Source organism: Pseudomonas lyxosi (assembly GCF_047758685.1).
GTDB classification, from domain to species: Bacteria; Pseudomonadota; Gammaproteobacteria; order Pseudomonadales; family Pseudomonadaceae; genus Aquipseudomonas; species Aquipseudomonas lyxosi.
The window spans coordinates 5,553,531-5,576,567 of sequence record NZ_CP180481.1 but is presented as its reverse complement, the minus strand read 5'-3'; the positions used below and the strand labels follow the sequence as shown (position 1 = coordinate 5,576,567).

At 61.8% G+C, this 23,037-nt stretch carries 19 protein-coding genes and 1 pseudogene; 15 read left to right on the top strand and 5 right to left on the bottom strand.

Annotated elements, in window-relative coordinates; translation table 11 throughout:
- Positions 1-48: 48 nt before the first annotated feature.
- From ACMXYI_RS25520 to uvrA, 12 genes and pseudogenes are all read left to right on the top strand, one after another.
- On the top strand, positions 49-1,455 hold the full coding sequence (locus tag ACMXYI_RS25520) for an ABC transporter substrate-binding protein (RefSeq protein WP_415769603.1): 1,407 nt from the start codon (positions 49-51) through the stop codon (positions 1,453-1,455).
- 128 nt (positions 1,456-1,583) lie between these two features.
- Positions 1,584-2,357, top strand: coding sequence for an ABC transporter permease (locus ACMXYI_RS25515; protein ID WP_415769602.1), 774 nt, complete (start codon positions 1,584-1,586; stop codon positions 2,355-2,357).
- Positions 2,357-3,205: an ABC transporter ATP-binding protein gene (locus tag ACMXYI_RS25510; protein WP_415769601.1), complete on the top strand. Its 849-nt coding sequence runs from the start codon at positions 2,357-2,359 to the stop codon at positions 3,203-3,205. The genes ACMXYI_RS25515 and ACMXYI_RS25510 overlap by 1 nt, the downstream gene beginning before the upstream one ends.
- Positions 3,202-4,164: a HEAT repeat domain-containing protein gene (locus ACMXYI_RS25505; RefSeq protein ID WP_415769600.1), complete on the top strand. Its 963-nt coding sequence runs from the start codon at positions 3,202-3,204 to the stop codon at positions 4,162-4,164. The genes ACMXYI_RS25510 and ACMXYI_RS25505 overlap by 4 nt, the downstream gene beginning before the upstream one ends.
- A complete protein-coding gene (locus ACMXYI_RS25500; protein WP_415769599.1) occupies positions 4,161-4,454 on the top strand; it encodes a DUF971 domain-containing protein in 294 nt (97 codons plus the stop codon). Before ACMXYI_RS25505 ends, ACMXYI_RS25500 begins: the two co-directional genes overlap by 4 nt.
- Before the next feature lie 160 nt (positions 4,455-4,614).
- Entirely contained in the window at positions 4,615-5,232 is a 618-nt protein-coding gene (gene lexA / locus ACMXYI_RS25495; RefSeq protein WP_415769598.1) for a transcriptional repressor LexA, read from the top strand.
- Positions 5,232-5,849 carry a translesion DNA synthesis-associated protein ImuA gene (gene imuA, locus ACMXYI_RS25490; protein WP_033061610.1) on the top strand — a complete coding sequence of 206 codons (618 nt, stop codon included), beginning with the start codon at positions 5,232-5,234 and terminating at the stop codon, positions 5,847-5,849. Before lexA ends, imuA begins: the two co-directional genes overlap by 1 nt.
- A 7-nt stretch (positions 5,850-5,856) precedes the next feature.
- Positions 5,857-7,272: a Y-family DNA polymerase gene (locus ACMXYI_RS25485; RefSeq protein ID WP_415769597.1), complete on the top strand. Its 1,416-nt coding sequence runs from the start codon at positions 5,857-5,859 to the stop codon at positions 7,270-7,272.
- Positions 7,248-10,346, top strand: coding sequence for an error-prone DNA polymerase (locus ACMXYI_RS25480; RefSeq protein ID WP_415769596.1), 3,099 nt, complete (start codon positions 7,248-7,250; stop codon positions 10,344-10,346). The genes ACMXYI_RS25485 and ACMXYI_RS25480 overlap by 25 nt, the downstream gene beginning before the upstream one ends.
- An 18-nt stretch (positions 10,347-10,364) precedes the next feature.
- Positions 10,365-10,667 (top strand): annotated as a pseudogene (locus ACMXYI_RS25475) (FCD domain-containing protein); the annotation flags it as partial.
- Positions 10,668-11,002: 335 nt separating this feature from the next.
- Entirely contained in the window at positions 11,003-13,114 is a 2,112-nt protein-coding gene (locus tag ACMXYI_RS25470) for a hybrid sensor histidine kinase/response regulator (RefSeq protein WP_415769595.1), read from the top strand.
- Between the two features lie 162 nt (positions 13,115-13,276).
- Entirely contained in the window at positions 13,277-15,895 is a 2,619-nt protein-coding gene (uvrA, locus tag ACMXYI_RS25465) for an excinuclease ABC subunit UvrA (protein WP_415769594.1), read from the top strand.
- A 126-nt stretch (positions 15,896-16,021) separates the two neighbouring features.
- Here the strand turns inward: uvrA and ACMXYI_RS25460 are convergent, their stop codons facing one another.
- Complete coding sequence (locus tag ACMXYI_RS25460; RefSeq protein ID WP_415769593.1) at positions 16,022-17,965, bottom strand: response regulator; 1,944 nt, start codon at positions 17,963-17,965, stop codon at positions 16,022-16,024.
- A 174-nt stretch (positions 17,966-18,139) separates the two neighbouring features.
- Here ACMXYI_RS25460 and ACMXYI_RS25455 point away from each other — a divergent pair, with 174 nt between their 5' ends.
- On the top strand, positions 18,140-18,328 hold the full coding sequence (locus tag ACMXYI_RS25455; RefSeq protein ID WP_415769592.1) for a hypothetical protein: 189 nt from the start codon (positions 18,140-18,142) through the stop codon (positions 18,326-18,328).
- A gap of 51 nt (positions 18,329-18,379) precedes the next feature.
- Here ACMXYI_RS25455 and ACMXYI_RS25450 read toward each other — a convergent pair whose 3' ends face one another.
- Positions 18,380-18,901 (bottom strand): DUF4142 domain-containing protein, encoded by a 522-nt coding sequence (locus ACMXYI_RS25450; RefSeq protein ID WP_415769591.1) that lies wholly within the window; start codon positions 18,899-18,901, stop codon positions 18,380-18,382.
- 217 nt (positions 18,902-19,118) lie between these two features.
- Between ACMXYI_RS25450 and ACMXYI_RS25445 the strand changes: the two genes are divergently transcribed.
- Together ACMXYI_RS25445 and ACMXYI_RS25440 are read left to right on the top strand one after the other, a co-directional pair.
- Positions 19,119-19,361: a DUF465 domain-containing protein gene (locus ACMXYI_RS25445; RefSeq protein ID WP_033061630.1), complete on the top strand. Its 243-nt coding sequence runs from the start codon at positions 19,119-19,121 to the stop codon at positions 19,359-19,361.
- 110 nt (positions 19,362-19,471) lie between these two features.
- The gene (locus ACMXYI_RS25440) at positions 19,472-19,687 is read left to right on the top strand and encodes a hypothetical protein (RefSeq protein ID WP_415769590.1); all 216 of its coding nucleotides are present in this window, start codon (positions 19,472-19,474) and stop codon (positions 19,685-19,687) included.
- A gap of 56 nt (positions 19,688-19,743) precedes the next feature.
- On the opposite strand, the gene ACMXYI_RS25435 is transcribed toward ACMXYI_RS25440, so the two are convergent.
- From ACMXYI_RS25435 to ACMXYI_RS25425, 3 genes are all read right to left on the bottom strand, one after another.
- Entirely contained in the window at positions 19,744-20,835 is a 1,092-nt protein-coding gene (locus tag ACMXYI_RS25435; RefSeq protein ID WP_415769589.1) for an SMP-30/gluconolactonase/LRE family protein, read from the bottom strand.
- Entirely contained in the window at positions 20,832-21,977 is a 1,146-nt protein-coding gene (locus ACMXYI_RS25430; protein WP_415769588.1) for an SRPBCC family protein, read from the bottom strand. The genes ACMXYI_RS25435 and ACMXYI_RS25430 overlap by 4 nt, the downstream gene beginning before the upstream one ends.
- A gap of 107 nt (positions 21,978-22,084) precedes the next feature.
- On the bottom strand, positions 22,085-22,948 hold the full coding sequence (locus ACMXYI_RS25425) for a LysR family transcriptional regulator (protein WP_033061633.1): 864 nt from the start codon (positions 22,946-22,948) through the stop codon (positions 22,085-22,087).
- Positions 22,949-23,037 lie beyond the last annotated feature (89 nt).

Below are 23,037 nucleotides of genomic sequence, written 5' to 3'. Positions count from 1 at the left end.
ATCGTGGCGGAGACGAATATCCTAAAAATGATTCGAGGGGAAACACCTATGTTATTGCGTGCAGCGTTTGCCGGTCTGGTACTGGCTTCATTCACCTTGTCGGCGTCGGCCGAAACCATCCGCATTGCCATCGGCACCCAGGACACCACGATCAACTGTGCCGCCGGCGGTCTGTTGATTCGCGAGCTGGGCCTGCTGGGCAAATACCTGCCCCACGACGGCCCCTACAAAGACGCCAAGTACGAGGTGGAGTGGAAAAACTTCACCAGCGGCGCGCCTCTGACCAACGAGATGGTCGCCGGCAAACTCGACTTCGGCGCCATGGCCGATTTCCCCGGTTCGTTCAATGGTGTGGCGTTCGAAACCGCGGGCAAACACAGCCTGTTTATCAGCGTGCTGTCGGGCAGCATCAAGGGCAGTGGCAACGGGATCGTGGTGCCTAGCGCATCGAGCGTGCAGTCGCTGGCCGAACTCAAGGGCAAGACCATTTCTGTGCCGTTCGCCTCGACGGCCCATGGCATGTTGCTGCGGGCCGTGGCTGCCCAAGGCTGGGACCCGCTGAAAGACGTGAACATCATCGCCCAGCCGCCGGAAGTTGCCGGCTCGGCCTTGCAGGCCGGGAAGATCGACGCCCACGCCGACTTCGTGCCGTTCGCCGAACTGTTCCCCAGCCGTGGTTTCGCTCGCAAGATTTATGACGGCGCCCAGGCCAATGCGCCGACCTTCCACGGTGCGCTGGTGGATCAGGCCTATGCGAAGAAGTACCCGGAAATCGTTGTGGCTTACCTGCGGGCGAGCATTGAAGCCAATCAGTTGCTCGCGGCTGAGCCGGAGAAGTACAGCGAGTTGATCGCCAAGGTCACCGGCGTCGATGCCGAGGTCAATTACCTGTTCCACGGTCCGCTGGGTGTGCAAACCCGCGACCTGAGCTGGAAGCCGGAATACCGTCAGGCCGTCGGGACTGCCATCGACACCCTCAAGCTGTTGAAGAAGGCTGATCGCGGGTTGGACCTCAATACCTTCATTGACGACCAATACATCCGCGCCGCGTTCAAGGCCTCGAACCTGGATTACACCGCTCAACTGGCCAACTACGGGCAGACGCCGCTCAAGGCGGTGGATGCGTCGAGTGGCAAAGCCATCACCGATTTCAGCCATGTGGCGGAAATTTGGGTACGAGGTGAACCGAAGGTTCGGCAGTACGCCTCGGCAGAGTCGGCGTTCACTGCGTTGGCCAGCCTGAAGCAGGAAGGCAAAAACATCCGCGCGGTGTATGCCCAGGCGAGTGACAGCGGGATCAAGTTGCTGGCGGATCAGGCGTGGTTTGCCAGTGATGCGAAAGGGCGCCTCAGCGCGTTCCTGCTCAAAGGCCAGGCCCAACAGTTCGCCACGACCCAGGGCGGAAAAGTCTTCGACTTCACCGACGCCACCACCCAAGCAGTCGCCACCCGCTGAAGTCAGATCGTTCCCACGCTCTGCGTGGGAATGCCGCCAGGGACGCTCCGCGTTCCGCTCTTCAATGTGACGCAGAGCGTCACGGGATGCATTCCCACGCAGAGCGTGGGAACGATCAGAGGTGATATATGTTTTCACGCTGGATCCCCCGAGCCGCTTCATTGCTGCTCTGCCTTGTATTCTGGCAACTCGCCGCCAGTCACCACTGGAACCTCGGCCTGGTCACCTTCGCCAACGTCCCGACGCCGCTGGCGGTCATAGAAGCCGCCCTCGGCCTTGGCGACTCCGGCAAGCTCGCGCAACACCTGAGCAGCAGCCTCAGCCGAGTCTTCGCCGGTTACCTCGCGGCACTGATCATCGGCATCGCGTTGGGCCTGGCCATCGGTCGTTCGAAATGGGCTGAAGATCTGCTGCTACCACCGCTGGAAGTCCTGCGCCCGATCCCCGCCGTGGCCTGGATTCCGCTGGCGATCCTGATGTTCCCCTCGTCAGAGCTGTCGATGGTCTTCATCACCTTTACCGGCGCGCTGTTCCCGATTTTGCTCAACACCGTGCATGGCGTCGAAGGCGTCGACCCACGGCTGATCGCCTCGGCGAAAAGCCTCGGGGCAGGGCGCCGGGCGATTCTGCTGGAGGTGATCCTGCCAGGCGCTGCGCCAAGCATCATCACCGGCCTGGCGATCGGCATGGGCACCTCATGGTTCTGCCTGGTGACCGCCGAAATGATCTCCGGCCAGTACGGCATCGGCTATTACACCTGGGAGTCCTACACCATCCAGAACTACGCCGACATCGTGGTCGGCATGTTGCTGATTGGCGTACTCGGAATGGGCAGCAGCCTGCTGATCAAACGTCTGGGCGGGCTGTTCACACCCTGGCACCGACCACGAGGAAAAGCCTGATGAGCGTGATGCAAACCCCTGAAGGGCGGATCGACATCCGACAATTGTCCATTGTCCTCGGCGAAGACAAGCAAGCCTTCGAAGCCGTGCAAGGCCTGGATTGCCAGATCGAGCCGGGGCAATTCGTGTGCATTCTCGGGCCGTCCGGTTGCGGAAAATCGACCTTGCTCGGCGCGCTGGCCGGTCACTTGCAACCGCGAACCGGCACCCTGAAAGTCGACGGTGCGCCGGTCTCGGGCCCGTCCCCGCAGCGCGGCATGGTGTTCCAGCACCACACGCTGTTCCCTTGGCGCACCGTGCGCGACAACGTTGCTTTCGGCCTGAAAATGCGCGGCATCGGCAAAGCCGAGCGCCACAAAGCCGCCGACGAAATCCTTGCCCTGGTGGGCCTCGAAGGGTTTGCCGATCGCTGGCCTGACCAGCTCTCGGGTGGCATGCAGCAGCGGGTAGAAATCGCCCGGGTGCTGATCAACCGCCCGCGCCTGTTGCTGATGGACGAACCCTTCGGCGCCCTCGATGCGCTGACCCGGCTGAACATGCAGGAGCTGCTGCTGGACATCTGGACGCGAATTCGCACCACCGTGGTGTTCGTCACCCATGACATCGATGAAGCGCTGTTCCTCGCCGATCGGCTGCTGGTCATGAGTTCGCGCCCGGGCCGGATCATCGAAGACCTGCGCCTCGATTTCCCACGGCCACGCACCACCGAACTGGTCACCAGCCACGAGTTCTCCCGCTTGAAGCGTCATTGCCTCGAGTTGCTGCGTCACGAAGACGGTCGGCAGTTACCGCGCCTGAACCCTCTCGGACTTCCCCTTGAAAACAAACTGCCGCGATTTGCCCTATGACCTCTCTATTCGATGTAACCGATAACGACGACATTCTCGCCCTGCAACCGCGCCTGACTGATGACGACCCCGTCGTGCGCCGGATCGCGCTGATCGAACTGGCCGATCTTGAAGAGCCGGACGGTTTGCTGTGGCTGGTCAATCGACTGGCTGAAGACCCGACCGAAGAAGTCCGCGCCGAAGCCGCACGCTTGCTCGAAGCCTGGGAGGACGAGCCTGTGGTCGAAGCGCTGTGCCAGGCGCTGACCGATCCTTCCCAAGCCGTGCAAGCGGCCGCCGCGCAAAGCCTTAGTCTGCTCAAGACCGAGGCGGCGGGCAGGGTGATTCTGCCGTGGACCGGGCATGCCGACATCAGTGTGCGCATCGCCGCTTTCCGGGCCTTGCGTGAGTTGCGCTTTCCCGATGCCGCCGCTGCGGCTTTAGGGGCATTGACCGATGAAGACGCCAGTGTTCGCCGCGAAGCCGTCGGCGTACTCGGCTGGCTCAAGCAGCTCGATGCGTTGCCGGCGCTTGCTCGATTGGTCAGTGACGACCCGGACACCGAAGTCCGCCGCGCCGCCACCGGCGCCCTTGGCCTGGCCTCCGACGCCGACGTGCTGCCGGCGCTGCGCCATGCCTTGCAGGACGCAGCCTGGCAAGTCCGCGAAGAAGCCGCCACCACGCTGGGCAAGGTCGGTCACGTCGACGCCGGCCCGGCCTTGGTTGAAGCCTTGAGTGACGATTACTGGCAAGTCCGTCTGCGCGCCACCCGCAGCCTCGGCCGTTTACGTTACGTCCCGGCCCTTGAAGCGTTGATCGAAACCCTCGGCCACCGCATCAGCAACCTGCGCAAGGAAGCCGCCCTGGCGCTCGGAGAGTTGAACGACCGAGGCGCCATCGCGCCCTTGCAAGCCGCGCAGGACGACGGTGATCCGGAAGTGCGCAAAGCTGTACGCATTGCCTTGAGTCAGCTGCAATGAACCCGGTGGCGATTGGCAATTCCCAAGGCAAACAGCAGCTGCGGCTGAACTGGCCGGATGGTCGCGAACAGTTGCTGGACCACGCTGAGTTGCGCCGCCAATGCCCGTGCTCGCAGTGCCGGGCGTTTCGCCTGCAAGGGCTGACGGTGAAAGTCGATCCTCGCATTCGAGTGACCGAACTGAACGCCCAAGGCTACGGCCTTCAACTTATCTTCAGCGACGGCCATGAGCGCGGGATCTACCCATGGCCCTACCTGGCACAACTCGCCCCCGAACCTACTGAAATCTAATGTGGGAGCGAGCTTGCTCGCGATGGCGTCATAACAGTCAACATCAATGTTGAATGTCAGTCCGCTATCGCGAGCAAGCTCGCTCCCACAGGGGAAACCACAAGGTCTGGGAAGTGAGCTGACTGGCGGTCCTTGCCAGAAAAAAGCCAAAAGAGTACAAATGTACTCCATGACGACTTTAACTCCCCGCCGTACCGCCATCCTGACCTTTATCCGCGATCGAATCGCCGAGCACGGTCAGTCCCCGAGCCTCGCTGAAATCAGCGAGGCGTTCGGTTTCGCCTCCCGTAGCGTCGCGCGCAAGCATGTGCTGGCGCTGACCGAGGCCGGTTTCATCGAGGTCAATGCGCATCAGGCCCGGGGTATTCGTTTGCTCGGGCAACCGGCGCGGCCCGAGTTGCTGGACATTCCGGTACTCGGCCGGGTGGCGGCGGGTGCGCCGATCGGTGCCGATGCCGAGGTTCACAGCCGCTTGCTGCTCGACCCGTCGATCTTCTCGCGGGTGCCGGATTACATGCTGCGGGTCCAGGGTGACTCGATGATCGAAGACGGCATTCTCGACGGCGATCTGGTCGGCGTGCACCGCAATCCCGAGGCGGTCAACGGCCAGATCGTCGTCGCGCGACTCGACGGCGAAGTCACCATCAAACGTTTCGAACGGGTCGGTGAGGTTGTCCGATTGCTGCCACGCAATCCGGCCTATAAGCCGATCATCGTCGAAGCCAGTCAGGACCTGGCCATCGAAGGGGTGTTCTGCGGTCTGGTGAGGCAAGGGTGATGGGCGCCGTCGTTGCGCTGGATACGCTGTTCAATGGCGGCCAGGTCTGGAAGGGTCGGCCTGCGCCCCCGGCCGTCAGCCCGCAACCCACCGGGCATGCCGCGCTGGATGCGGCGTTGCCTACGGGCGGTTGGCCGGAAGCGGCGCTGACCGAAATCCTTTTGGCCGGGCAGGGCGTCGGTGAGCTGCAACTGGTGTGGCCGGCGCTGGCGCGGTTGTCCGCCGCGGGCGAGCGCATCGTGCTGGTGGCGCCGCCTTACGTGCCATATCCCCAGGCCTGGCAGAACGCGGGGGTCGATCTGCGTCAGTTGTCGATCATCCAGGCCAGCGAGCGCGATGCCTTGTGGGCAGCGGAACAATGCCTGCGTTCGGGCAGTTGCGGCGCAGTGCTGTGCTGGCCGCACAAGGCCGATGACCGGGCGTTACGGCGCTTGCAGGTGGCGGCGGAAACCGGCTCGACCCTGGCGTTTGCCTACCGCTCGATCAATGAGGCGATCAACCCTTCGCCAGCGGCGCTGCGCATCGCCATCGATGCCAGGCCTGCGCAATTGCGCGTGCTCAAGTGCCGGGGTGGGTTGGCGCGTTCGGCGCCGATTGCCTTCCCCGTGGGACATTGAGGTTGCCATGCGCTGGGTCTGCATTCTCTTCCCGCAATTGGCGCTGGACGCGGTACTGCGTCAGCGCGCCGATCCCGATGAGCCGCTGGCGTTGCTGACCGGCCCGGCCCAGCGTCGGGTGTTGCAAGCGGTCAACGCTTCGGCCCGCGCGCTGGGCTTGCGTCCGGGCCAGTCGATGATCGCCGCCCAGGCCTTGAGCAAAGGGTTTGTCACGGCTGAGTACGACGCTGCCGAGATCGAGCACTGGCAGCAGTTTCTGGCCGCCTGGGCTTATCGATTCAGTTCACAAGTCAGCGTGCATTACCCGCGTGCGGTGGTGTTTGAAATCGAGTCCAGCCTGGGATTGTTCGGCGCCTGGCCGCAATTCGAGGCGCGGTTGCGGACCGAGCTCGGCGAGCTGGGGTTTCGCCATCGGATTGTTGCCGCGCCCAATCCGGTAGCAGCGCGGGTGCTGGCCAACGCTTATGACGGCCTGGTAGTGCCCGACGATCAATCCTTGCACCATCATCTTGGGCAGTTGCCCATCGACCGGATCGGGCTGGAGGCCAGCGTTGCCACCGCGTTGTCGCGCATGGGGTTGCGCACTTTGAGTCAGGTTCAGGCGTTGCCTCGCCATAGCCTGGCCCGGCGTTTCGAGGCCCAGGTGCTCAAACATCTGGACGCCTTGCTCGGGTTACGGCGGCTGGCGCTGGCGTTCTACCTGCCGCCGGACCGGTTCGATGTGCGCATCGAGCTCAACTTCGACGTGCAGTCCCATCAGGCGCTGCTGTTTCCGTTACGCCGGCTGACCGGCGACCTGTCGGCGTTTCTTTGCGGTCGGGACAGCGGCGTGCAGCGTTTTGACCTGCACCTGGAACACGCCGGGTTGCCGGACACTGTCATCAAGGTCGGCCTGATCAGCGCCGAACGTGATCCGGCGATGCTCTTTGAACTGGCCCGGGGCCGGTTGGAGCACGTTCAGGTCGAGGCCCCGGTGCGCGGTTTTCGCCTGCGCGCCGAAGACTTGCCGGCCTTCGTTCCCCAGTATCAGGAGCTGTTCGACGACCGCCCGCAGCAGTCCTTGCCGTGGGAGCAATTGCGCGAACGCTTGCGCGCGCGGTTGGGAGATGACGCGGTGCAGGGCTTGCGGTTCCAGGCCGATCACCGGCCGGAATGCGCGTGGCAGGCCAGTGTCGACAGTCAGCGCTGTGCAGGGCTGCCTGGCGTGCAACGTCCGGGTTGGCTGCTGACTGAACCGCTGGCGGTGCATGAAGGTTCGGCGCGTATCCTGATGGGCCCGGAACGCATCGAGTCCGGTTGGTGGGACGGCGCCGATGTGCGCCGCGATTACTTCCTGGTCGAAACCCGTTCCGGACAGCAGGGCTGGGCCTATCGCGCGGTCGGTGAGGATGGCCCGTTGTGGCTGCAAGGCTGGTTCGCATGAGCGTCGACTATGCCGAGCTGCACTGCCTGTCGAACTTCAGTTTTCAGCGCGGTGCTTCCAGTGCCCTCGAACTCTTTCAGCGGGCGAAAAAGCAGGGCTATCAGGCCCTGGCGATCACCGATGAATGCACCCTGGCCGGTATCGTCCGCGCCTGGCAAGCGGCCAAATCCGTGGAGCTGCCGCTGATCATCGGCAGCGAAGTGCGCATCGAGAACGGTCCGAAACTGGTGTTGCTGGTGGAAAACCTCGAGGGTTACCAGACCCTGTGCCGACTGATTACCCGGGCCCGACGCCGCACGCAGAAAGGCCAGTATCAAGTGCTGCGGGAAGACTTCAGCGAACCCTTGCCGGGGCTGTTGGCGTTGTGGGTGCCGGACGCTGTTGATGACTTCGAACAGGGCCGCTGGCTGAAACAGACCTTCGTCGATTGCCTGTGGCTGACCGTCCAGCTGCATCGCGGCCAGGACGATACCCGGCGACTGGGCGCACTACTGGCCTTGGCGAGGGAGCTGCGAATCCCGGCGGTGGCCAGCGGCGATGTGCACATGCACGCTCGTGGGCGGCGCGCCTTGCAGGACACCATGACCGCGATCCGTCACCACCTGCCGGTGGCGGAGGCCGGGCTGCGTCTTCATCCCAGTGGCGAGCGGCATTTACGCAGTCTCGATGCGCTGCAATCGATCTATCCGCAAACACTGCTCGACGAAACGCTGAACATCGCCCGGCGCTGCACTTTTGATCTCGGGCAGTTGCGTTATCAGTATCCCCGGGAGTTGGTGCCAGAAGGCCAGACAGCTACATCCTGGTTGCGTCATCTGACCGAAGAGGGCATCGCGTGGCGCTGGCCAAAAGGCCCGCAGGCCCAGGTGCTGACGCAGATCGACAAGGAACTGGAGCTGATCGCCGAGCTGGGCTACGAAAGCTATTTCCTGACGGTTCACGACATTGTGCGATTCGCCCGTGAGCAAAAAATCCTGTGTCAGGGCCGTGGTTCGGCGGCCAACTCGGCGGTGTGTTTTGCCTTGGGCATCACGGAAATCGATCCGGATCGCACCACGCTGTTGTTCGAGCGCTTTCTTTCCAAGGAACGCAACGAACCGCCGGACATCGACGTCGATTTCGAACACGAACGCCGCGAAGAAGTCCTGCAGTACGTGTTCCAGCGGTATGGCCGGACCCGCGCAGCGTTGACGGCGGTGGTCAGCACATATCACGCGGCCGGCGCGGTGCGTGATGTGGCCAAGGCCTTGGGTTTGCCGCCGGATCAGATCAACGCCTTGGCCGATTGCTGTGGCCACTGGAGTGATGAAACACCGCCCGTGGAACGCCTGCTTGAAGGCGGATTCGATCCCGAGAGCCCGGTGCTGCGCCGGGTGCTGAGCCTGACGGGGCAGTTGATCGGTTTTCCCCGACACCTGTCCCAGCACCCCGGCGGTTTCGTGATTTCCGAGCAGCCTCTGGACAGCCTGGTCCCGGTGGAAAACGCCGCCATGGCCGAGCGCACCATCATCCAGTGGGACAAGGACGACCTCGATGCCGTCGGGCTGCTCAAGGTGGATATTCTGGCGTTGGGCATGCTCAGTGCGATCCGCCGCTGTTTCGATCTGTTGCGCCGTCATCGCCATCGGGACCTGAGCCTGGCGACGATCCCGTCCGAAGACGCGCCCACCTACGAAATGATTGGTCGTGCCGACACCATCGGCGTGTTTCAGATCGAGTCCCGGGCGCAGATGTCGATGCTGCCCCGGCTCAAACCGGTGAATTTCTACGATCTGGTGATTGAAGTGGCGATTGTCCGTCCGGGGCCGATCCAGGGCGGGATGGTGCATCCGTATCTGCGCCGCCGAAACAAGGAAGAACCGGAGATCTATCCGTCCCCGGCACTGGAAACCGTGCTCAAGCGTACGCTGGGCGTGCCACTGTTCCAGGAACAAGTGATGCAGATTGCGATCGTTGCTGCCGACTACAGCCCCGGCGAGGCCGATCAGTTGCGCCGCTCCATGGCCGCCTGGAAACGCCACGGTGGGCTGGAACCGCACAAGGATCGCCTGGCCGCCGGGATGAAGAAAAACGGCTACACGGCCGAATTTGCCGCGCAGATCTTCGAGCAGATCAAAGGCTTCGGCAGTTACGGTTTTCCCGAGTCCCACGCCGCCAGTTTCGCCTTGCTGACCTACGCCAGTTGCTGGTTGAAATGCCACGAGCCGGCGGCCTTCGCCTGTGCGCTGATCAACAGCTGGCCCATGGGCTTCTACAGCCCGGACCAGATTCTGCAGGACGCGCGCCGGCATCATTTGCAGATTCGCCCGGTGGACGTGCGCGCCAGCGATTGGGATTGCAGCCTCGAACCGATCACCGGTGCCCAGCCGGCGATTCGCATGGGGTTGCGGATGATCAAGGGCTTTCGTGAGGACGATGCCCGGCGCATCGAAACGGCGAGGTCGAAGGGGGCGTTTATCGACATTGCCGACCTCGGCGAACGGGCGCGACTCGATGCCCGCGCCCAGGAACAACTGGCCGATGCCGGTGCGCTGCGCGGCCTGGCGGGGGACCGTCATCGGGCTCGCTGGGAAGTGGCAGGTGTGCAGAAACAGCTCGGCTTGTTTGCCGGTCTGCCGAGTCAGGAGGAGGGCGCGGTGTCGTTGCCCAAACCCACCGTCGGCGAGGACCTGCTAGCCGATTACAACAGCGTCGGCACCACCCTTGGTCCGCATCCACTGGCTCTATTGCGGGGTGAATTGAAAGCCCGGCGCTGCCGCAGTTCGAAGGAACTGCTGGAGGTCGAGCATGGGCGACCGGTCAGCGTCGCCGGGCTGGTGACCGGTCGACAACGTCCGGGCACCGCCAGTGGTGTGACCTTTGTCACCCTTGAAGATGAGTTCGGCAACGTTAACGTCATTGTCTGGCGCGACCTGGCCGATCGGCAGCGCCAGGTGTTGGTCGGCTCGCAATTGCTCAAGGTTGATGGGCGCTGGGAGAAGGAGGGCGAGGTGCGGCATTTGATTGCTGGACGGTTGAGTGATCTGAGTCCATTACTCGACGGCATTAGTGTACGTAGCCGGGATTTTCGTTGACCTTAAAACCACCCCTAACATCTGCTCGGCGAGTTCCACATCAAACTCGCGCAAAGCCTGAACAACCCGGTGTTGCTGGACTGGTTCCGCAAGCTGATTTCCCGCGCTTCGCTGTATGCCGCAGCGCTGGATGACGACAGCCATGAAGCTTGCCGCGACGACGAACACCTGCGGCTGATCGAGTACATCGAAGCCGGCAACCAGAGCGCCGCGATCGAACTGACCTGCATGCATTTGAATGGCATCGAGAAGGCGATCCTCGACGTCGCCGCCACGCTGAAAACCGGCTACCACCCGCTCAAGCACCTGATTGAGGTGTAGCCACGCTGAAGCCTTGTAGCAGCTGTCGTGCAGCGCGAGGCTGCGTTCGGTGCGGGCCGTGTTCGGACGAAGCCGTCGTAAACCCTGCATGCGAGTTTGTCCTGACACACCGAGGTGTTTGATTTCACGACTGCTTCGCAGCCGAACGCAGCCTCGCAGGCTCGGCAGCTGCTACAAAGCCCTCAGGTCAAACCCACAAAAATCTGCAAATCAAGAATCAGCTAACCTCTATGAAACCATTGGCGACGGCGATGCTCGAAACAAACGGGCACGCACCGTCCTCATGCAGTTGCGATCCCTTAAGCCAGTCATCTACAGGGATACAGAGTCAGTCGATGCAGTTTCTAGACGATAGCCATGGGTGTGCAGGCTGGAACGGTGAAATGGCCGGGCGCATCCGCGCGTTCGACTGGAGCCTGACCGAGCTGGGGAGCATCGACACCTGGCCCGCAAGCCTGTGCAGCGCGGTGCAGTTGATGCTCGCGTCGCCACTGCCGATGGTGATGCTGTGGGGCCGCCCCGGTTACATGATCTATAACGATGCGTACTCGAAGTTCGCCGGTGGCCGCCATCCTTACCTGTTGGGTTCCCCGGTGGAACTGGGCTGGCCGGAAGTCGCCGAGTTCAATCGGCATGTGGTCGACACCTGCCTGGCCGGCGGCACCTTGTCCTATCGCAACAAAGTCCTGGAGTTGCTGCGCGACGGGATACCCGAAGACGTCTGGCTGGACCTCTATTACAGCCCGGTGGCGGATGATGACGGGAAACCGGCCGGGGTCATGGCGATGGTGGTCGAGACCACCGAGCATGTGATTTCCGAGCGCCGCCGTCAGGCCGCCGAGGACGCCTATCACGCCGACAACGAACGGGTGCGGCTGGCGCTCAATGCCGGGGCTTTGCTCGGCTCGTTCGTCTGGGACATCAAGGGCAATGCGCTCTCCGGTGACGAGCGTTTCGCCCGCACCTTTTCCTACCCGCCGGAGCAAAACCTGGCCGACCTGCCAACGGACATCGCCGAAGCGCGGATCCATCCCGATGACCGCAGCTGGGTGCAGGAGCGGATCAATCAATCAGTGGAAACCGGCGAACCCTTTAACGCCGAGTATCGGGTCCTGCGCCCGGATGGCAGTTATCTGTGGGTGCAGGCGAGTGGTGGCTGCGAGTTCGACGAGCAGGGCGAACCGTTCCGTTTTCCCGGGGTGTTGATCGACATCCACGAACGCAAGACCGCCGAAGAATCCCTGCTCAAGTTCACCCGCAACCTGGAGCAACGCGTTGCCGACGAAGTCGAAGCGCGGCTGGCCGCTGAAGAACAATTGCGTCAATCGCAGAAACTCGAAGCCATCGGCGGTCTCACCGGCGGCGTGGCCCATGACTTCAACAACCTGTTGCAGGTGATCGCCGGCAACCTGCACTTGCTGGCGCGGCATGAACCGGACAACGCCAACGTGCAGCGTCGGGTCAGTGCGTCGATTGCCGCGGTCGAACGTGGCGCCAAACTGTCTTCGCAATTACTCGCGTTCGCCCGTCGTCAGCCCTTGTCGCCAGCGGTCTGCGACCTGCGGCAGGTCTTCGATGGGCTCGGGGAATTGTTGCAGCGGGCGCTGGGGGAAACCATCCAGATCAATGTCACCGCGGCTGAAGCTCTGTGGCACATCTACGTGGACCACAATCAACTGGAAAACGCCATTCTCAATCTGGCGATCAATGCCCGGGACGCCATGAATGGCGAAGGGACCATTGACTTGAACGCCGAGAACATCGTCCTTGATAGCAAGTTTTGTGCAGGCAAGGGCATCGTCGCCGGCGACTATGTCTGCGTAGCGGTGGCTGACAGGGGTATCGGCATGTCGCCGCAGGTGCTCGCGCAGGCTTTCGAACCGTTTTTTACCACCAAGGCCGATGGCCAGGGCACGGGGCTGGGGTTGAGCATGGTGTTCGGTTTCGTCAAGCAGAGTGGCGGGCATATCGAGATTTCCAGCGTGGTCGGCCAGGGCACTCGGGTGCAGCTGTATTTCCCGCGCAGCCTGCGCCCGATGCTCAACGAAACGCCACGTCATGACCCGCTACAGCGAGGCGGACACGAGACCATTCTGGTGGTCGAGGACAACGAGGCGGTGCGCAGCTCAGCGGTGGAGTTACTGCGTGAAGAAGGTTATCACGTGCTGACGGCGGCCAACGGTGATGTCGCAATGCAGATGTTGCTGGATGGCGCCGTGGTAGACCTGATTTTCACCGACGTGGTCATGCCCGGCCTGATCAAAAGTTCGGACCTGGCCGCCTGGGCCAAGATGCAGACGCCGCCGCTGGCCGTGCTGTTCACCTCGGGCCACACCCGTGACATTATCTCGCGCAATCACCAACTCAGCCCGGATACTTACTTGCTGAGCAAACCCTATGGCCCGGAGGCGCTAACCCAAATGGTGCGCACGGTGCTCAATGGCTGAACCGATTTGATCGTTCCCACGCTCTGCGTGGGAATGCCTCTAGGGACGCTCCGCGTTCCAGCTCGCGAAAGGGACGCAGAGCGTCCCGGGCTGCATTCCCACGCGGAGCGTGGGAACGATCATGCGTCAGAGTTCTTTCCGCTATCTAACCAAGGCTGGCCCATGACTTCCAATCCTCCTTCCGGCATGGTCAGGGTGCGCGGCGCCCGGGAACACAATCTGAAAAACGTCGATGTCGACATCCCCCGGGATGCCCTGGTGGTGTTCACTGGCGTGTCCGGTTCGGGGAAATCGTCGCTGGCGTTCTCGACCCTTTACGCCGAAGCGCAACGCCGCTATTTCGAATCCGTGGCGCCTTATGCGCGGCGCCTGATCGATCAGGTCGGCGTGCCGGACGTCGACTCCATCGAAGGCTTGCCGCCCGCAGTGGCGCTCCAGCAACAACGAGGTACGCCGAGCACGCGCTCTTCGGTGGGCAGCGTGACGACGTTGTCGAGCCTGATCCGCATGCTGTATTCCCGGGCCGGCAGTTATCCGCCGGGGCAACCGATGCTGTATGCCGAAGACTTTTCGCCCAACACGCCCCAGGGCGCGTGCCCCGAATGTCATGGGTTGGGGCGGGTGTATGAAGTCACCGAAGCCCTGATGGTCCCGGACCCGAGCCTGACCATTCGCCAGCGCGCGGTCGCCTCCTGGCCCACCGCCTGGCAGGGACAGAACCTGCGCGACATCCTGGTGACCATGGGTTACGACGTCGACAAACCCTGGCGCGATCTGCCGAAAAAACTGCGCGACTGGATTCTCTTCACCGAAGAAACACCGACGGTTCCGGTGTATGCCGGGCTCACCCCCGAAGAAACCAGAGTCGCGCTGAAACGCAACATGGAACCGAGTTACCAGGGCACGTTCACCGGCGCCCGGCGTTACATCCTGCACACCTTCAGCCATTCCCAAAGCGCGTTGATGAAGAAGCGCGTCTCGCAATTCATGCTCGGCAGCCCGTGCCCGTTGTGCGATGGCAAACGGCTCAGACGCGAGGCGTTGTCGGTGACCTTTGCCGGTTACGACATTGGCGAACTGTCGCAGATGCCGTTGTTGCAAGTGGCCGAAGTCTTGAAACCAGTGGCCGCTCACAGCTACCTCGAACAGACCGAGGCGGCGGGCGAAGTATTGACGCACGACCAGACCCGCGAGGCCCGCGAGCAACGAGTGGCCCACGGCGCCAGTGGTCACGCCAACGCGCCAGATGTACGCCACACACCGAACCTGTCAGTGGAGAAACGCCTGGCCGCGCAGCGGATTGCTCAGGACTTGCTCGAACGGGTCAGCACGTTGACCGATCTGGGGCTCGGTTACCTGGCGCTGGAACGCAGCACGCCGACGCTGTCGTCCGGCGAGTTGCAGCGTCTGCGCCTGGCGACGCAATTGGGTTCGCAGCTGTTCGGCGTGATCTACGTGCTGGATGAACCGTCGGCCGGTCTGCACCCGGCGGATGGCGAAGCATTGTTCGAAGCGCTGCAACGCCTGAAGGCTGCCGGCAACACCTTGTTCGTGGTCGAACATGACCTGGAAACCATGCGCCGCGCCGACTGGTTGATCGACGTTGGCCCGGCGGCCGGCGAGCATGGCGGCCAAGTCCTGTACAGCGGACCGCCGCCAGGGTTGGCGCAGGTGACGAACTCGCAGACGCGCGCTTATCTGTTCGCCGAGCAGGTCACTCAGCCCCAAGCCAGCCGAAAGGCGACCGATTGGCTGCGGCTGGAAGGCATCACTCGCAATAACCTGAACAACCTCAGCGTCGAGTTTCCGCTGGGCTGTTTTACCGCGGTGACGGGTGTCTCCGGTTCCGGTAAATCGAGCCTGGTCAGTCAGGCGCTGCTGGAACTGGTGGGCGCGCATCTCGGGCGCGCGGCAAGTGACAGCGAGACACAAGAGTTGAGCCTTGAGGACGACGCACCGCAAGTGAGCGACGGTCAGGTCACGGCGGGGCTGGATTCGATCAAGCGCCTGGTGCAAGTCGATCAGAAACCTATCGGCCGCACGCCACGCTCAAACCTGGCGACCTACACCGGGCTGTTCGACAACGTTCGCAAACTGTACGCCGCCACCCCCGAGGCGCAGGCCGAGGGTTATGACGCGGGCCAGTTTTCCTTCAACGTCGCCAAGGGCCGTTGCCCGACGTGCGAAGGTGAAGGCTTTGTCAGCGTCGAGTTGCTGTTCATGCCCAGCGTCTATGCACCGTGCTCGACCTGCCACGGCGCGCGCTACAACCCCGAGACGCTGGCAATCATCTGGCAAGGGTTGAACATCGCCCAGGTGTTGCAGCTGACGGTGGACGAGGCGGTCACGGTGTTTGCCGAGCAACCGGGCATTCGCCGCTCGCTGGAGGTGCTGCGCGATATCGGCCTGGGTTACCTGCGCCTCGGCCAGCCGGCGACCGAGTTGTCGGGCGGCGAAGCCCAGCGGATCAAACTGGCCACCGAGCTGCAACGCAACCAGCGCGGGGCAACCCTGTATGTGCTCGACGAGCCCACCACCGGTTTGCACCCAAGGGATGTCGATCGCTTGCTAGAACAGTTGAATACGCTGGTGACGGCGGGGCATACGGTGATCGTCGTCGAACATGAAATGCGCGTGGTGGCGCAGAGTGACTGGGTAATCGATATCGGGCCGGGGGCAGGGGATCAGGGCGGGAAGATTGTCGTCAGTGGCACGCCACAGAAAGTCGCCAACAGCAAAAAGAGCCGGACGGCACCATTCCTCGCAAGAACCCTCGGCTGATGATCGTTCCCACGCTCCGCGTGGGAATGCCTCAAGGGACGCTCCGCGTTCCAGCTCGCGAAAGGGACGCGGAGCGTCCCGGGCTGCATTCCCACGCGGAGCGTGGGAACGATCAGTTGCCCGAATTCAGGCGCTGTCGAGTGCGCGCCGCACCTTGTCCAGCAGTTCATTGATCTGGAACGGCTTGATCAGCATCTCCATGCCATCGCCGAGGAACACCTGACGGTTGATTGCGGTTTCGGCATAACCGGTCATGAACAGGATCGGCAGCTTTTCGCGCCAGCCCCGTGCCACATCGGCCAGCTCGCGGCCGCTCATGCGCGGTAGTCCGACGTCCGTCAGCAGCAGGTCGATGGATTCATCGTTTTGCAGGCGCTCGAGGGCACCTTCGATGTCGCCCACCTGTGTGCAACGGTAACCGGCATCCACCAACACTTCGGCCACGAACATGCGCACCGATGGCGTGTCCTCGACGATCAACACATGTTCGCCGGCACCCTGATGATCGCCGGTGGCTGGCTCGAGTTCGCCGGCCGTGAGGTCTGGACTGGCCGGCAGCATGATGGTGACTTCGGTGCCGCGCCGGGCGACGCTGCGGATGTGTGCATCGCCACCCGATTGCCGGGCGAAACCGTAGAGGGTCGACAACCCCAGCCCGGTGCCCTGGCCCAGCGGCTTGGTGGTGAAAAACGGGTCGAACACCTTGTTGATCACGCTGTGTTCGATACCGGTACCGTCATCGCGCACCGACAGCGCGACATACGCACCATCGGCCAGATTGGGGTCGCCATGGGAATAGGCGGCATAGGTGCTGACCCAAATATTGCCGCCCTGGGGCAAGGCATCGCGAGCGTTGATCACCAGATTGAGCATCGCGCTTTCGAGCTGAATGGGGTCGACCAGGGCGATGGCGGGTTTAGAGGTCAATTCGAGTTTCAGCGCGATGCGCTCGCCGATGGTGCGCACCAGCAATTCTTCAAGGGAACGCACGTGTTCGTTGATGTCCACGGGCCGGGTATCGAGTGGTTGTTGGCGCGCGAAGGCGAGCAGGCGATGGGTCAAGGATGCGGCACTCATGGCCGAGTTCAAGGCGGCTTCGGCGTAGAACTGAACCTTGTCGGTGCGTGAGGCGGCGATCCGTTTCTGAATCAATTCCAGGCTGGTGATGATGCCGGTCAGCAAGTTATTGAAGTCGTGGGCGATGCCCCCGGTCAGCTTGCCCAGTGCATCCATTTTCTGCACTTGCAGCAGCTGAGCTTCGGCTCGCGCTCGCTCGGCGACTTCTTTGGCCAACTGGGTGGTGGCATCGTCAAGCCGGGCCAGATGCGAGCGTTCGCGGTGCCGGTGTTCAGTGACATCCTCGACAAACACCAGGCTCAGTTCGGGCGTGCGGTACGGCGAAATTTGCCACTCGGTTTCGCGAGTCTCGCCGTGGACCCGCATGCTCAGGGTGCCTTTCCAGCGCTCGCCATAGGCCAGGCGCAGGCGCAGTTCCTCGATGACGACGTCCTGATCCTCGGCAAAGCACTCGCGCAGGGTGTCCGGGTTGAGGTTGTCCTGAATCAGTTGCGCGAAGGCATGGTTGCATTCATGCACCTTCAACTCGGCATCCAGCACCGCGATGGGCGCCGACACATTGACAAAGATTTCCCGAAACCGCGCCTCGCTTTCGCGCAGGGCATTTTCGGTATCACGCACCCGCAGCAAGGTACGCAAGGTCGCGAGCAATACATCCGGATCCACCGGGTGGATCAGGTAGGCATCGGCACCCGCGTCCAGGCCGGTAATGATGTCGCCGGTCTGGATCGAGGCCGCCGAGACGTGAATCACCGGCAGCAGGGCGGTGGCGGGTTCGGCGCGCAGTTTGCGCACGATGTCGAAGCCACTCATGTCTGGCAGATTGACGTCGAGGATCAGCGCGTCGATCGTCACGCTGTCGATCAGCTCCAGGCCCTCGGTGCCGGTGCCGGCTTCGAGCACTTCATAGCCGTGGCGCTCCAGGCGCTGGCGCAGGGCGTAGCGCGTGGCGACGTTGTCGTCGACGATCAGCAAACGGATGTCACGCTTCATCGACAGGCTCCAGAGCAATGACCAACAGCTGTACATAATCAATAAGTGTCCGTTCACTTGAGCATAGTCAAAGGGGCGGCGATCCATTCGATGGAACGTTGCTTGCTGGAAAGCTTCGAATCTTCAAGGCTCGACTGTTTCAGCCGCGCACATGCAGTGACGAACGAGGTACTTATGAAAGAAGAAAGTAGTCCTGAGGAAGACGCGAAAACCGCGGAACCGGAAAGCGCAGACAAAGCGGTCGACCAGAAGCAACTCAATACCGATAACGACAATGAGTTCAGCCCGGGTTTCAAGCCGAATCCCGACCGGCCCGAACCCGGGGATGACACCGATGCCGACATCGACACCGATGGCGGCTAGGCAGGCATTGAAAACGGCCGCATCAAATGGTGCGGCCTTTTTGTGGGAGGGTTATTTGCTCGGATGAGCAGCCTGGAGTTTTTTCGCCATATCCAGATGCTTCTCCAGCGCCGGCAGCATTTTTTGCGCGAAACCTTTCAAGTCCGTGGCACCTTTGGTTCTGTCGTCCGTCACCGTGTTGGCTTCTTTCTTGAACAGCTCGAGGGTGTCTTCGTGGGCCTTCACCTGATTGTTGGCGTAGGCCGCATCGAAAGATTCATCGCGCAAGTCGAGGATTTTCTCTTTCGCCTGTTTGACCAGGGTCGTGCTGTCCGGTACCTCGATGTCATTCTTTTTAGCCAGCGCCGCCAGTTCATCGTTGGCCTTGGAATGGTCGGTGATCATCATGTTGGCGAATGCCTTGATGTCCGCCGATTTACTTTTTTCCAAGGCCAGTCGGCTCGTTTCGACTTCCGCGATGCCGCCCGCGGCCGCGCTGTCGACGAAGTCATTGGAAGTGGCAGCGAAAGCCGTGCCCATGCTGATGCTCAAGGCAACGGCCAAACTGAGGTGGCGCAGGGTAAATCCGTCCATTGGTTATTCTCCACACAGGTTTTCATGGGCGATCGATTGATCGTTAATCTGTGGAGGCCGACGAGCGGGAAAAGGTTTTATTGCGTTTACGGCATGGCGACGAACGGGCACCGCTGGTCTGATAGGCGGTCGACAGAACCGGCTAACCGAGGCCATTCTGATAGTTGGTGAACGCAATTGATCGCGTTTGCCTCCGATCAACAAACGGAGGTGTTCCATGCCGGTGCCACACGACCTTTATCAGGATCTCAAGCTTTCAAAGGAAGATATCCAGCAAAAACGCACCAAGGATCCGTTATTGGATTCACTGATCAACAAGTATTCGCAGGCGGACGCCGAGGTGGTCAAGGCTGAAACCGCCCAATCGGATGCGCCCAGCGATGACGCATTAAAGAAACTCAAGGCGAAGCGCGTGGAGGTTAAGCAAAAGATCGTTGATCGACTCCAGACGCCGTCCTGACGCGCCCTGTCTGGTCACCGACGATCGGTGACTGAAAAATTGGAACGGCGATAAATACCGGCACCTCGAATGTTCAGAGTCCGAATTTACGGCTCCATGCGAGGTGCCACATGACCCAACCACTCATCCCCGGTAAAGAAAAGTTCCCCAGCGAAGAGCAGGGTGGCTACGACCCCATCCCCACACATCCCGAGCCTTTGAGTCCGGGACGCACCACCGTCAATCCGGAAGATGAGCCGGGCATCGACGAACTGCCCAACAACGAAGGTGCCATCCCGATGGACGAGGATGACTCCACCGCCATGGACCCGGAAAGGGTGCGTTAAGAAACGGATAACGCGGTGCGCGATGGTGAGGTGGATCCGCGTTGAGTCAGGCACGTTTACTGTTGCAATGCCTTGCTCAACGGCAATCGCGCCATGTGTTTGGCCTTCAACGATCCGAAATACAACCACTCCCCATACTCGCGAACGGTAGTGATCGGCGAATAGTTGTCGCGGCTACCGTCCTGCAAGTTGGCGATGACTTTGCCGTCCAGATCCAGGCCCAGCGCGAAGGCGCGTTCCTCCACCGGTTCAGGCAGGAAAGTCATGGCCCGCACGATCATCTTGCGCACGAAGGGATGCGGCGCGGTGCCATCGAGCAATGCGTTGCGCGGTGCATAAAGCGCCACCCAAAAGCGGTCGCGACCATTGAACGCGAGGTTGTCCGGCAACCCTGGCAAGTTGTCGATGAATAGATCACGGGTGCCGGCTTTCGGCCCGCTCAACCAGTAACGACTGATGCGATAGGCGCCCGTTTCGTTGACCAACACAAAGGCATCGTCCGGGCCCAAGGTCACGCCGTTGGCGAATTCCAGCTTATCCAGCAGGACTGCGGTCTTTCCGGTCTGGAAGTCATAACGCAGCAAGCGGCCATCGCCGCCATGTTCGATGATCGCTTCGCCGTCACTGCCGTAGCCAAAGCGGCTGGAGGCATCACTGAAATAGGCGTAGTGCCCGGATTTGTCGATCGCCACGTCGTCGGTGAAACCGAAGGGCACGCCATTGGCCGCCGTGGTCAATGGAATCAATCGGCCCTGGGCATCCAGTGACAGCAAGCCCTTGACCCCGTCGGCAATCACCAGCAGACCGTTGGGATGACGGGCCAGGCCCAAGGGTCTGCCGCCCGTATCGGCGAGAACCTTGGTGACCTTGCCGTCGAGGCTGGTGCGGATCAATCGGCCGTCATGCAAACCCGTGATGAGGACGTCTTCCTCCAGCAGCAACGCTTCCGGGCCGTCGATATCCGCGGCGCCGACGCGCTCCACGCCTTTGAGGCGCTGATTGTCGGCGTAGATGCCGCTGGTGAGGGAGGGCGCCGGTGGCGGTGTCCAGGCTACCGGTTGAACCTTGGTCGGCATCAGCAGCAGAAAGGCGCCGATGGCGACGATTACCAGCAACACCACATGGCGAAACTTGACGGTTCGACTCACGCGCTGACTCCTGCCGGGGCCAATTGTTTTTGCGCCATCTCGCGCAATGCCAACATCGACGCTGCCGACTCACGATCGATGCGACGCTTGAGCAGCAGTCGATTGGCAATGCGCATCGCCAGGCCGCTGAACCGATACTCCAGGGTGCGGACAAAGTGTGTGCCATCGCCCAAGGCCTCGCACTCGTAAGTCACCACTAAAGACAACCCGTGATCGTCATGGGCCCAGGCACTCCAGCGGCGTCCTGGCAGGTATTCGTTAACTTCCCAGTGCAAGTGTCCCTCACGCCCGCCCGCCTTGATATCTTCCTCGAACCGCCCCCCGGCATGCAGCGGACCGCTCTGGCCATCGACCTTGAGGGACGAAGGATGCCACTCCGGCCAACGGGTCACGGTGCTGGCATAGGCGAGCACGTCAATCGGGTCTCCAGCAATGTCGATCTGATGCTGCATGCGGGTCATGGTCGTTCTCGTCGGGTGCAGGTCAGTCGGCTCCGGTTCCCAATAGAGGGTGCCGAACAGGTAGTCCATCAGTGGAAAAACGATATTGAAATTGCGTTCCTGCATCAGCTCACGACGGTGATGCAGTTCATGCAGGCGGCGCATCTGGCGGATCCACGGCAACCGTGTGACGGGGTTCTTCGGCGGCAGGTGCTCGCAGGCATGGAATACTTCATAGGTCAGGTAGCCGAGGACCAGACAGCCGCCGAACAACCCGGCGACGTTGGCATCGAACTGCTCAAGCAGCCACCAGACGGGCAGGGTGATGACGACCGTGTGCAACACGATCAACCAGGCTGGAAACAGAATCACCCGCCAGTCCCGGGCACTGTCGTAGGTCATGTGGCCAGGGGCGAAAAAACTGTGATGGTCGCCGGCATGGCGGGCGTAGAACATTCGCGCGAAGTTTTTTTTATGATGCCCCAGGTGCCGATGGACCATGTACACGCCGAAGTTGAAGAACAACAACGTCAACGGAATTGCCAGCCATTCCAGTGGCTGAACCTGGTGCACGGTGCTCCAGAATCCGCCGATGGCCAGCAACCCGAACAGCAGCACAAAAGCGCCGTGCAGCCATGGGTTGTAGAGCGGATGAATAGCAGCGCGGTAGCGGGCGCGGAATGCTTCGGTGGTCTGCCTCACTGCAATCACCTGTGGTTATTGTTATCTCCAGCAGATTAGACGATCCCGGCGTTTCAGGCGGGGCGAAGCGTGAGGTCACAAATGTCATGATCCGGTGCAAACGGGACTCAGGTCAGCGGGTTCCAGCGCTGCGACCAGTCATCGTCGGATTTGATCACTTCGCGCAGCAGGTCGAAGGCTCTTTGCAAGGTCGCGGAGTCGCGGTCGCGGGAGTAAACCAGATAGGTCGGGTAGCTGAATTCCGGGGCTTTGGGCACTTGCTCCAGCACACCGCTTTCCAGATAACTCTGGACCACCCGGGTGCGGAAGTAGCCACTGCCGCCGTTTTCCAGAATGTACTGCAAGCCCAGTGGGCCGAGGTTGAAGCTCAACGCGGCTTTGGCTTTTTCCGGCAGGGCCGCATCGTGCTGACGGCGGAAGTCCGGGCCCCAGTCGATGTACACGTAGGGATCGGGTCTTGCGGCCAGGCGGATGAGGACCAGTTTTTCTTCCAGTACCTGTTCGACTTGCAAGCGTGGCCAATACTCGGGCTGGTAAACCAGCGCCGCATCCAGAACCCCTAGTTCCAGTTGGCGCAGCAGGTTTTCACCGTCACGGATTTCCATGCGCAGGGCGTGGCTGGGGATCTTCTCGCGCAGCGCGCCGGCCCAACTGAGCATCAGCGGGTTGCACAGACTGACCTCGCCACCGATGTGCAACACGTCACGGTAACCCTCGGGCAACGGCAAGTCCCGTCGCGCCGCTTCCCAGGTTTCGACCAGTTGATTGGCGTAGACCACGAAGGCTTCACCGTTCGGCGTCAGGCGCGCACCGGCGCGGTTGCGCACGAACAACGTACTGCCTAGCTGGCTTTCGAGTTTCTGCACGCGCGCCGTGATCGCGGTCTGGGTGACGTGGAGTTTTTCGGCGGCTGCGGCAAGGCTGCCGTGGCGGACGATTTCCAGAAAGGTGCGGGCGAGATCGATGTCCATGGGGCGGCCGGAGGGGAAAGTGCAGGCATTGTAAACGGATACCGCCGCATCAGTTATGTAGCAGCTGGCGAAGCCTGCGTTCGGCTGCG